This window comes from Enterococcus sp. 3H8_DIV0648 (assembly GCF_002140655.1).
Classification (GTDB): Bacteria; Bacillota; Bacilli; order Lactobacillales; family Enterococcaceae; genus Enterococcus_A; species Enterococcus_A hulanensis.
The window spans coordinates 1,106,519-1,117,029 of record NZ_NGLG01000001.1 but is presented as its reverse complement, the minus strand read 5'-3'; the positions used below and the strand labels follow the sequence as shown (position 1 = coordinate 1,117,029).

13 protein-coding genes are annotated in these 10,511 nt (G+C 40.6%); 8 read left to right on the top strand and 5 right to left on the bottom strand.

Annotation, left to right across the window (positions count from 1 at the left end):
* Window positions 1-45: 45 nt before the first annotated feature.
* The 3 genes from A5875_RS05190 to A5875_RS05180 all read right to left on the bottom strand — a co-directional run bounded on the left by A5875_RS05190 (window position 46) and on the right by A5875_RS05180 (window position 2,360).
* Entirely contained in the window at window positions 46-879 is an 834-nt protein-coding gene (locus A5875_RS05190; protein WP_088932627.1) for an undecaprenyl-diphosphate phosphatase, read from the bottom strand.
* Between the two features lie 126 nt (window positions 880-1,005).
* Entirely contained in the window at window positions 1,006-1,710 is a 705-nt protein-coding gene (locus A5875_RS05185; protein ID WP_088932626.1) for a histidine phosphatase family protein, read from the bottom strand.
* Between the two features lie 23 nt (window positions 1,711-1,733).
* Window positions 1,734-2,360, bottom strand: a complete 627-nt coding sequence (locus tag A5875_RS05180) for an MBL fold metallo-hydrolase (protein WP_088932625.1) — start codon at window positions 2,358-2,360, stop codon at window positions 1,734-1,736.
* A 261-nt stretch (window positions 2,361-2,621) separates the two neighbouring features.
* On the opposite strand from A5875_RS05180, the gene A5875_RS05175 reads away from it, so the two are divergent.
* On the top strand, window positions 2,622-4,964 hold the full coding sequence (locus A5875_RS05175) for a helicase C-terminal domain-containing protein (RefSeq protein ID WP_088932624.1): 2,343 nt from the start codon (window positions 2,622-2,624) through the stop codon (window positions 4,962-4,964).
* A gap of 129 nt (window positions 4,965-5,093) precedes the next feature.
* Here the strand turns inward: A5875_RS05175 and A5875_RS05170 are convergent, their stop codons facing one another.
* Entirely contained in the window at window positions 5,094-5,585 is a 492-nt protein-coding gene (locus A5875_RS05170) for a YajQ family cyclic di-GMP-binding protein (RefSeq protein WP_088932623.1), read from the bottom strand.
* 147 nt (window positions 5,586-5,732) lie between these two features.
* Between A5875_RS05170 and A5875_RS05165 the strand changes: the two genes are divergently transcribed.
* From A5875_RS05165 to A5875_RS05140, 6 genes are all read left to right on the top strand, one after another.
* The gene (locus A5875_RS05165) at window positions 5,733-6,632 is read left to right on the top strand and encodes a YitT family protein (protein WP_171005004.1); all 900 of its coding nucleotides are present in this window, start codon (window positions 5,733-5,735) and stop codon (window positions 6,630-6,632) included.
* Between the two features lie 96 nt (window positions 6,633-6,728).
* The gene (locus tag A5875_RS05160) at window positions 6,729-7,070 is read left to right on the top strand and encodes a metal-sulfur cluster assembly factor (protein WP_088932621.1); all 342 of its coding nucleotides are present in this window, start codon (window positions 6,729-6,731) and stop codon (window positions 7,068-7,070) included.
* A 77-nt stretch (window positions 7,071-7,147) separates the two neighbouring features.
* The gene (locus tag A5875_RS05155; RefSeq protein ID WP_242551232.1) at window positions 7,148-7,357 is read left to right on the top strand and encodes a hypothetical protein; all 210 of its coding nucleotides are present in this window, start codon (window positions 7,148-7,150) and stop codon (window positions 7,355-7,357) included.
* A gap of 108 nt (window positions 7,358-7,465) precedes the next feature.
* Window positions 7,466-8,371 (top strand): helix-turn-helix transcriptional regulator, encoded by a 906-nt coding sequence (locus tag A5875_RS05150; protein ID WP_088932619.1) that lies wholly within the window; start codon window positions 7,466-7,468, stop codon window positions 8,369-8,371.
* Window positions 8,372-8,381: 10 nt separating this feature from the next.
* A complete protein-coding gene (locus A5875_RS05145; protein WP_088932618.1) occupies window positions 8,382-8,681 on the top strand; it encodes a YciI family protein in 300 nt (99 codons plus the stop codon).
* Window positions 8,682-8,694: 13 nt separating this feature from the next.
* Window positions 8,695-8,997: a YciI family protein gene (locus A5875_RS05140; RefSeq protein WP_088932617.1), complete on the top strand. Its 303-nt coding sequence runs from the start codon at window positions 8,695-8,697 to the stop codon at window positions 8,995-8,997.
* Between the two features lie 40 nt (window positions 8,998-9,037).
* Here the strand turns inward: A5875_RS05140 and A5875_RS05135 are convergent, their stop codons facing one another.
* A complete protein-coding gene (locus A5875_RS05135; protein WP_088932616.1) occupies window positions 9,038-9,604 on the bottom strand; it encodes a hypothetical protein in 567 nt (188 codons plus the stop codon).
* Between the two features lie 126 nt (window positions 9,605-9,730).
* Between A5875_RS05135 and A5875_RS05130 the strand changes: the two genes are divergently transcribed.
* Window positions 9,731-10,511, top strand: a 781-nt coding sequence (locus tag A5875_RS05130) for an ABC transporter permease (protein ID WP_141108326.1), incomplete at its 3' end; no start/stop codon positions are given.

Here is a 10,511-nt window from a genome sequence, read left to right as displayed (position 1 = left end):
ATCGTTAAATTCAGATGTAAAAAAAGACCTGCAAAAATGCAGATCTTACATAGCAATCAGCCAATAACCGATCAAGATGATACCCAAGACGATTCGATACCAGCCAAAAGCGGTGAAATCGTTTCGTTTGATGTAATCCAATAAGAATTTGATTGCGACGATCGACACCACGAAGGCAGTGACCATACCAACCAATAACACAATAATTTCAGTACCGCCAAAAGTATTGCCCTTCAATAAAAATTTAACGATCTTCAACCCGCTGGCACCAAACATTACAGGAATACCAAGGAAGAAGGAGAACTCAGTTGCCACATAACGTGAACAGCCGATAATGATCGCACCAAGAATCGTTGCACCAGAACGTGAAGTCCCAGGAATCAATGAAAGTAATTGGAAGGCTCCGACGATCAAAGCAGCTTTATAAGTAAAATCGTTTAAGCTGGTACATTTCGGTGTTTTTGTTTTATTGTGTCGTTCAACTACAATAAACGCGATCCCGTAAACGATCAACATGATCGCTACTGGCAAGAATTTGTGGAAATGAGCTTCTAAGAAATCATCTAGCGGCAAACCAATCACGGCTGCCGGCAAACAAGCGATGATTACCTTGAACCACAACGTCCAAGTATCCTGCTTCTCCTCATGAGTTTTGCTGGGAGCGAAGGGATTCAATTTAGTAAAATATAAAACGACGACCGCTAGAATCGCACCTAGTTGAATCACGACATTGAACATCTCAATAAAAGCAGGTGTCATGTTCAGCTTGATGAATTCATCGGCTAAAATCAAATGTCCCGTAGAAGAAATCGGCAGCCACTCAGTGATTCCTTCGACGATTCCTAGAATAATTGCTTTAAAAATATTGGCAATAAGCATTAAGTATACGTCCTTTCAAGTTAATAACAATAATCAGTATACCGTTTCACCTTTGAAAAGACCATCGAAAAAAGGCTAAGCTTTTTTTAAGAAAAAAACTGCCAGCATTCGCTGACAGTCAAATTTCTATTCATCTGTATGATCTGAGATCGTTTTTCCACGTTCCATGTAACTAATATCGTTGATGGCGCGGATCGAAAATTCACCATTTTCATAACGCAGGCGATTGATACTGCCGTTTAACAGGTTGGCACGTACCGGTTGTTTTGAATCGATCAAGCTCAATAAGAAAGCAATGGTCAATCCGTGAGAAACGATCAAAACATTTCCGCCGCCTTGTTTTTCCCGACTTTGCGCGATATCTTCGAAACCGTTCCAAACACGGTCGCGTAATTGTTCATAAGGTTCTGCCCAGTTTGCTGTATCTGCACCTTCGACAGCATTTGCGATTTCTTCAAAGCTGACGTCTGTTGCGAAGAGATCATCTTCTGTTTTGAAATTCAATACTCGTGGTAAAACGCCCCACATTTCTGCATCATAGGCACCTTCCAATGAACCAAAGCACCATTCGCGGATGCGCGGATCTACGTGATAAGGAATATCTTTGCCATCAGGATGTTCGCTTAAAAGGATGCGCATCGTTTCGATCGCTCTGCCTGAATCACTTGAATAGGCTTCTTCAAACTTCGTATCCTGCAAGCCTAGACCTACATAATGGATACCTTCGCGACCACTTTTGGTCAGCGGTGTATCACACCAGCCTTGTACCCGAGCCAATGTATTGAACATCGTTTTACCATGTCGAACAATATAAAGATTTGTTTCTGCCATATTTAAAACCTCCAAAAAGTTGATTAATTAAAGAACGGATTTGTATCGACCTCGCGACCGATCGTTGTTGCTTCTCCATGACCGGGATAAGCCGGCAGTTCACGAGGAAGGGTGAATAGATATGTTTTGATGCTGTAAAGCAGTTGCTGCATATCGCCAGTATATAAGTCGGTTCGACCAATACTGCCTCTAAATAGTGCATCGCCGACAACGACAAAATCATCAAAGATAAAGCTCACACTGCCGATTGAATGTCCCGGTGTCGGTACGACCTGAAAAGTCATGCCGCCGATCGCGTATTCCGTCATCTCGAATTCATACTCCGCCGGCTGTACGATTAAATCGGGCATATTATCATGACGCCCCAAACCAGAAAGATTCAAAATTGGATCGCCTAACCATTCCTGTTCCAGCGCGCTCACATAAACAGGAATATCATATTTATTTCGTATTTGCTCCACTGCACCAATGTGGTCATAGTGGGTATGGGTCAAGAGAATCGCTTGCGGTGTTTTGCCGACCCGTTCAATTTCATTTACCAAGCGATCGCCCTCTGAACCTGGATCAACAATCAATAAATTCTTTTCATTATGAATCAAATAGCAATTTTCTTGCGCGATTCCGGTAACAAAACCTTCGATTTGTATCATCATTTTCCTCCTTGAAACACTAAAAACTAAACAACTTTGATTTGATTCACTTTACTGACAGATTAAAAGTCATTTGTTGTCAGTAATAAAGCTCACTATCACAAATTCCTTCTTCATTATACCTTAAAAGTAAAAAAATTGTGGCTTCCCTGAACGATTTTCACTATAACAAAGAAGAATAACACTTGACGACTGCCGAAAAATCTTCTATGGTGAAACAGCTAAAAGATTTTAAGCTGAGAAAAAGAATGAGGTGAGCAGGTGGCAGTTAAAAAAATCGCGATTCGTGAGCTCGTTGAGTTTGTCCTGCGCAGCGGAAGCATTGACGAAGGAAAAAACAGCAATCATACACCTCAAGAAGGCGCACGAATTCACCGCCAGTTACAAAAAGAAGGCGGGGCTGACTACCAAAAAGAAGTTTGGTTGAAAAAGCCCGTCGAGATCGCTGACACTGCCGTTCAGATCGAAGGTCGAGCAGACGGTATTTATATAGAAGAAAATCGAGTATTTATCGATGAAATAAAGACATCAGAAACGCCTTTTGAAGAGTTGGAAGCCGGTATTATCGATTTATATTTTTATCAAGCAATGGTGTACGCCTATATCTATAGTGAACAAGAAGAACTAACTGAAATCGGCACACGCTTGACCTACTTTCAAACAACCGAAGAAAAGATCACGCGTCAAGTTCGGACCTTTACCTTTGAAGAATTGACCGATTTTTTCAATGATTTAATCAAACGCTACGAAAGCTGGCTGGTCTTCCAAATGGAGTGGCGGGAAACGCGCAACAATTCGCTAAAAGCTTTAGCCTTTCCCTTTGATACTTATCGCGCGGGTCAAAGAGAGCTGGCTGCAGCGGTTTATAAAACAATTCATGCGCAGCAAAAGCTGTTCGTCGAAGCACCTACCGGAACAGGTAAAACAATGTCGACACTTTTCCCGACTTTTAAGGCGATGGGAGAAGGGCTGGGAGAACGAATCTTTTATCTGACAGCGAAGACGATCACTCGACAAGTCGCTGAGGAGACAGTCACTAAGATTACAAAAAAAGATGCACGAGTCAAAAGTGTCACACTGACTGCTAAAGACAAGATTTGTTTTTTAACCGAGCGCAATTGTACTCCTGAGCATTGTCCTTTCGCAAAAGGCTACTATGATCGAGTGAACGATGGCTTATGGGATATGTTAAATAATGAGGACCAGTATACTCGACCTGTGATTGAGGACTATGCAAGAAAGCATGAACTTTGTCCGTTTGAGCTATCATTAGACGTCAGTCGTTTTTGTGATCTGGTCGTCGGTGATTACAACTATCTATTTGATCCAACGGTCTATTTGCGCCGCTTTTTCGAGGAAGAAAATAAAACCAATCTGGTATTAGTCGATGAAGCCCACAATTTAGTCAATCGTTCGAAGGAAATGTATTCAGCCAGCATCTCTAGAGAAAATATCGCTCAGATGCAAAAAGATTTGGATAAATCCTTTAAGAAGCTGAACAAAGCCTTTACAAGAGTCGACAACGAGTTCGAATTGATCCATCAATCATTAAATGGAGAAGCTTACCATCATCAGCAAGCGGCACCGGAAAATCTAATTAATAGTCTTTTCAAATTACAAGAACAGATCAAAGAATGGTTAGCCGAAAACCCTGATCATCCAGCGCAGCAAAAAATGCTGCCGGTCTATTTTGAGATTCTGCGCTTTACTCGGATGAGCGAGTTCTATGATGATCATTATCAGACAACTGTTGAACATAAGGCCTATGATTTGATTGTTAAGGAATATTGTATCGATCCTTCATGGTTTCTGGAGCAAACGATGGAAAAAGTCGGCAGCAGCATTCTCTTTTCTGCCAGCTTTTCACCACTAGACTATTATCAAGAAGTTTTAGGCGGAGGCGAAGAAAGTCTGACCTATCGTTTACCTAGTCCGTTTCCAAGTGAAAATCGTTTGGTTCTCGTGGATGCTAGTATCCAAACCACTTATCAAAGAAGAACGCAAAGTATCCCGCAAATCGCGGCCTCTATCGAAAAGCTTGTCAAAACGAAAACAGGGAATTACCTAGTCTTTTTCCCATCCTTCCAATATTTGGATCAGGTAGCGGATTATTTTCACGATGTTTATCCAGAATATGCGATTCAGATCCAAGGATCGAAGCTGAACGAAACAGAGCGAGAGGAATTTTTAGCCGCTTTTGTTGATCAGCCTGAACAAACATTGATCGGCTTTTGTGTATTAGGAGGAATATTCTCTGAAGGGATCGACTTGGTCGGTGAACGACTGATCGGTACTGTTGTAGTGGGAGTGGGATTGCCGCAGGTTAATCATGAGCAAGAATTAATTAAAGAATATTATGATGAAAAAAGAAATCAAGGATTCAGCTATGCTTATCAATTACCTGGAATGAACAAAGTAATTCAGGCTGCTGGTCGTGTAATCCGTACGATGGAGGATCAAGGGATCATCTTATTATTGGATCAGCGGTATACAAATCCCCACTATCAAAATCTGCTGCCGATCAACTGGTCAGATCGCAAGGTAGTTTATGGACCAGAAGAGGTCGAACGAGCCGTCAATGATTTTTGGCAGCAAAGAGTGTAATTGAGGGATTGAAATAGAAGATAAAAATATCGCAAACACAATAAAGCGGAAGTTTCTCTATTTAAGTGAATCGCACTTAGCGAAAAAAATAAAGCAAACGAAAAGCCGACAGAAAATGTCGGCTTTTTTTTAACGATAATTAATGAATTGCACGTCGATCGGTAATTCGATATCTTTTACCAGCGCAATAACTTGCTGCAGATCATCACGATTTTTTCCAGTTACTCGCAGACGATCCTCTTGAATTTGAGCTTTTACTTTAATTTTGCTGTTTTTGATCGCAGTCGTGATCTTTTTAGCACTTTCCTTATCAATCCCATTAACTAGTTCCGCCGCTTGGCGTGCATTTCCGCCCAGAGCATGCTCTGAAGCAGAAAACTGAATATTCTTTAATGGCACACCACGTTTGATCAATTTGCTGAACAATACATCTTTGACTTGTTCCACTTTGTATTCATCCTCAGCCTTGATCACTAATTGATTACCTTCTATTTTGATATCAAACAGACTTCCTTTAAAATCAAAACGGTTTTTCAATTCTTTCAGGGCAATTTGGACACCATTTTTTACTTCTTCCTTATTCAATTCTGAAACGATATCAAAGCTTGCATCTTTAGCCATAGACACCCTCCTAGTTCTTTTCCTTTAGTTTATCAAAAAATGCTAAGAAAGCTATGATTATTCTCCAATAAGTTGTTGAAAACGATTGATTATTAATGAGAGAACCTGTTACTCTATTATAGGTTTGAACTGAAGGAGGAATATCGGATGCAGAAGGTTATCAATTATACATCCAAGGATTTAACCAAAAAAATCCTTGTCATTCTATTTACTGGCTTGACCGGCGCGGTCGGTTTAAATTATTTCTTGATCCCAGCAAATGTCTTTTCAGCTGGAATGACAGGGATCGCCCAAATTGCAGAGTACCTACTTTCAAATGTGGGCCTATCGCTCGATACCGGGATTTTGATTTTTCTTCTGAACGTTCCGGTATTCATTTTAGGATTTCTTAAATTAGGAAAGTCAGCGATGATCCTGAGTTTTGCGAATGTAATCTCTATGTCGTTTTTCACAACACTGGTACCTGTTGGTCAGGTGACTGACAATGTATTGATGAATGCAATTACTGGCGGTGTGCTGTTGGGAATCGGGGCAGGACTTTCTTTGAAATTCGGTTTTACGACCGGCGGGTTAGATATTGTGTCATTATTATTATCAAAAACAACTGGGCGAACAGTCGGAAATTATATGATGCTGTTGAATGGTGTCATCGTCGTTGTAGCGGGTTTCTTCTTCACTTGGGAAAGCGCGCTGTATACGATTATTACAATTTTCACCATGAGTACAGTCGTTGACTATGTTCATACCAGTCACCAGAAGATGACAGCCTTTGTTAATACCAACAAAAGCACTGAAATGTGTGCTGTATTAAGTCGCGAGCTGCTTCGCGGTTTAACAGTGATTCCTGCTCGCGGCGGTTTTAGCTCGACTGATCGTGAAGTAATCATGGTGGTCTTTACTCGCTATGAATTATACACATTGAAGCAGGTAGTGGCCGATGTTGATCCAAACTCATTCACCAATATCGTAGCAACCGACTCAGTCGTAGGTACATTCTTGACACAAGACGAACAAAATCTAATAAAGAAATCTCAAGCAAATAAATAATGATTTTCAATTGAGAATGAACAGGTTTCAATTCTCATTTACAAAAGCTGGCAGATAGAGTAAAATACTCTTGAAACTCGAAAGGGAGTGGAGCAGGTGGAAGAGAACACACAAAAATGGACCGATGCAGAAGTAGCTGAAATTAAAGAAACTATTTTGACCGCTTTAGAGTCAGTCATTGACCCTGAGTTAGGTATCGATATCGTTAACCTTGGATTGATTTATGAAGTAGATTTCGAACAGACGGGAAATACTGTGATCAAAATGACATTGACCACTATGGGTTGTCCGTTAGCAGATATCTTGACTGACAATATCCAATCAGCTTTAGCTGAAATTCCAGAAGTAACGAATGTAGAAGTGAAGCTTGTTTGGTATCCAGCATGGACGACCGATAAGATGAGTCGTTATGCACGGATTGCTTTAGGGATTCGCTAATTTATCAAGAGATTTTGTCTCCTCTTTCTTTAAGGGGAGACTTTTTTTGCTATAATTAAATAAAGGAGCGTATCAGCTTGGAAAACTATGGGTTAACTGATTATTTGGCCGCAAAGAAGTCATTAGCTTCGACGCTGCACAAAGTCGAGCAGGCGATCATTTCATTAGAAGAAAAGCAATCTGCTGGACGAAACATGAAATCACAAATTACTTTGTCAAAAGAACGGGTAAAGGCCTTGAAGCTGTCCCTTGCATTAATCGAGCGAGAAATTACTAGATTGTCTTAAAAACAGAGGTAGAGCATAAAAAATGTTTTACCTCTTTTTTCTTTTTTTAATATGACAGCTTATTGTCGCATTACCCTTGTTATAGTTTTATTGAAAGGAAGGAATTTTATGCAGATCGAACGGTTGGTGAGGATGATTTTTTACATTGTCAGCCATAAACAGGTCACGGCAAAAGAATTGGCGGAGTACTTCAACGTTTCGACCCGGACGATTTATCGTGATATTACGACTCTTACTTTGTCAGGTATTCCCATAATGTCGAAAAAAGGATCTGGCGGCGGTATTTCACTGATGGATGGATATGCCTTGAACAAATCTTTTTTGACGAGCGAAGAGCAAGTACAGGTCTATCAAGGATTGCAGATTCTTCAGGCATCAAATTATCCGGATGCAGATCAAGCGCTGAACAAGATCGGTGCATTGTTCGATCATCCGTTGTCAGAGGATTGGCTGGAGGTTGACTTCAGCTATTGGGGAAGCAAGGATGATGAAAAAATCACGATTGCAGAATTACGAAGAGCGATTACTCAAAAGTATGTGTTGACCTTCGAATATTTCAACTCAGAATTGCAGCACTCAATAAGAACCGTTGATCCGTTGCGCTTGATTTTTAAATCTCATGCTTGGTACATCGTAGGCTTTTGTCATCGCAATCAAGCGATCAGAGTTTTCCGTCTGTCGCGTATGAAAAGAATCAATGTCATGAACGAAACCTTTGAACGAACATTGCCGAAGGATTATTCGTTGGACGAATCTGCATATGCTATGGTTTTCACGGCGTTTAAGCTGCGATTTTCTCCAGAGATGGCCTTTCGCTTATTCGATGAGTTTCATGAGCATCAGGTCGAGCAAAATCCAGATGGAACTTTTTTAGTGACGGTTGAATATCCATTGAACGAATGGACCTATCATCGCTTGCTTTCTTTTGGTCCCTACATGGAAATACTTGAACCGGAGGAAGCTCGAAAAGAGTTGAAGAGACGTGCGTTGAATATCGTAGAAAAATATGATTAGGAGGAATATCATGGAGGAATGGTTATATGTCATGATGATCAAGAAAACTAAAGAGTATCGAAAACTAAATAAAGCCGGAGTGACCGAGCATGTCGAAAATTTGCGTAAACTAGATGCTGAGGGCAGCATTGAACTTGCCGGTGCGTTTAAAGGGTATCCGGGCATGGCGGGAATGTTTATTCTCAAGGCGAAAAGTTATGAAGAGGCAGAAGCCATGTGTAAACAAGAACCATTAGTAGTCGCAGGTTACGCGACTTATGAGCTTTATCGTTTGCAGGCAGCGAATAAAGAAAATAATTATTTGTTATAGGAGGGGAGAAAAAATGAAAGAAGGAAGTATGTTGTTTGTTCGGATTGATTACAAAGTTGGAGCAGATGAGGTGACCGAGCAAGTCGCAATAGAATCCGCAGAGTATTTGAAAAAGTTATCGGCGAAACGGTATTTGACAGCTGGTGTTTTCGGTGACATGACGACTGAAGAAATTAATGGGGCGATGGTGATTTTTGAGGCGGAAAATCTGGCAGAGGCCAAAGCTATCTCAGATGCGGACCCTGTGTTTCAAGGCGGCCTTTATCGATATGATTTAAAGCAGTGGCATGTCATGGTAACTTCGACTAAGCAGTAAGAAAAAAAGAAACGACCCAAAAAAGTCGTTTCTTTTTTCTTTAAAGATTTTGAAATAGCTCCAACATTTCTTGGGTTCGTTTTCTGTTAGGTGCATTCAGAGTATTCAGCTCTTCGGAAGTAGCATCTGCTGAAGCTTCTTTTAGTAAGAGCAGACGAGCGATCAGCCGCAAGTCTTGGCGTCGTACTTTTGGCAAATGCTGCATTAATACTTGATTGAAATCTGCATTCATTTGATTGATGCCGATTAACGGATCTTTTTGCATCGTGTAATTCGTCAAATACCGATCAAAGTCCTGCATCGCGGCTGCGGATTTTTCAGGAACGAAGCCATTCGCCCAAGCCGCAGTCACTAAGACGAAACTGTCTGTATCAGACAGTTCATTCTGGAAGCTGATTATCGTTGCACTTAAAACTCTTTCCTGCAGCGTTTCGAAAACAGCCGGTTCATTTTGCTTGATCCACAAGAAATAGTTAGTGAATCCGTCGCTGTTTAATAAATTTAAATCGATTGCTTTGAACCAATTATAATGATGAGAATTCAAATAAGAATAAGTTTTCTCTTGTTTAGTAAGCTGGATTTCTTTTAAATCATCCATTGTTTTCATCTTTTTCCTGCTTTCTTTATTAGGAGTCACTTGTCATTATACTACTTTTTATCCGAGCCAATATTTTTGTCTCCCTTTTTGATTAAGTTATACTGAGAACAAGTCATAATTTTGAAAGGATATTTTATGAATGAATTAATGAATACTTTTAGTGAAAGAAAAGACGATCTCTTATCGGCGATCTTTGAACATTTAGCGATTTCTTTGAGTGCGTTATTAATTGCGGTAGTGATCGCGATTCCGTTGGCGATTTTGTTGAGCCAGCGAAAAAAATTAGCAGAGGTTGTTTTGCAAATTACGAGTATTTTGCAGACTATCCCATCTCTAGCTTTGCTGGGATTATTAATTCCCTTTGTGGGTATTGGAACGGTGCCAGCATTAATAGCCCTAGTGGTTTATGCGTTATTGCCGATTTTCCAAAATACTTATATCGGTTTATCAGAGATTGATCCGTCGATCGAAGAAGCGGCCGATGCATTCGGGATGTCACGGATGCGAAAACTAATGCGTGTCGAACTGCCGATGGCAATGCCCGTGATTATTTCTGGAGTCCGTACAGCCCTCGTTTTGATTATTGGGACTGCTACATTGGCAGCACTAATCGGTGCCGGCGGATTAGGGACATTTATTTTACTCGGGATTGACCGAAATGATCCAAATTTGACATTGATCGGCGCCATCAGTTCAGCGTTGCTTGCCATTATTTTTAGTACGTTAATCCGTTTCTTGCAAAATCGCAGCGGAAAAGTAACTTTGATTACACTAGCTGTGATCTTTTTAAGTATCGGCGGAATTTTCTTCGCACAGAACAATCCGATTGGAACTGAGACAGTCACGATCGCTGGGAAGCTTGGTTCGGAACCGGATATCTTGATTAATATGTATAAAGAAGTGATCAAGGATGAGG

Bases quoted from the DNA above. Each gene is read 5' to 3' on its own strand.
- A5875_RS05190 (WP_088932627.1), bottom strand. From the start codon at position 879: ATGCTTATTGCCAATATTTTTAAAGCAATTATTCTAGGAATCGTCGAA.
- A5875_RS05185 (WP_088932626.1), bottom strand. From the start codon at position 1,710: ATGGCAGAAACAAATCTTTATATTGTTCGACATGGTAAAACGATGTTC.
- A5875_RS05180 (WP_088932625.1), bottom strand. From the start codon at position 2,360: ATGATACAAATCGAAGGTTTTGTTACCGGAATCGCGCAAGAAAATTGC.
- A5875_RS05170 (WP_088932623.1), bottom strand. From the start codon at position 5,585: ATGGCTAAAGATGCAAGCTTTGATATCGTTTCAGAATTGAATAAGGAA.
- A5875_RS05165 (WP_171005004.1), top strand. From the start codon at position 5,733: ATGCAGAAGGTTATCAATTATACATCCAAGGATTTAACCAAAAAAATC.
- A5875_RS05150 (WP_088932619.1), top strand. From the start codon at position 7,466: ATGCAGATCGAACGGTTGGTGAGGATGATTTTTTACATTGTCAGCCAT.
- A5875_RS05145 (WP_088932618.1), top strand. From the start codon at position 8,382: ATGGAGGAATGGTTATATGTCATGATGATCAAGAAAACTAAAGAGTAT.
- A5875_RS05140 (WP_088932617.1), top strand. From the start codon at position 8,695: ATGAAAGAAGGAAGTATGTTGTTTGTTCGGATTGATTACAAAGTTGGA.
- A5875_RS05135 (WP_088932616.1), bottom strand. From the start codon at position 9,604: ATGAAAACAATGGATGATTTAAAAGAAATCCAGCTTACTAAACAAGAG.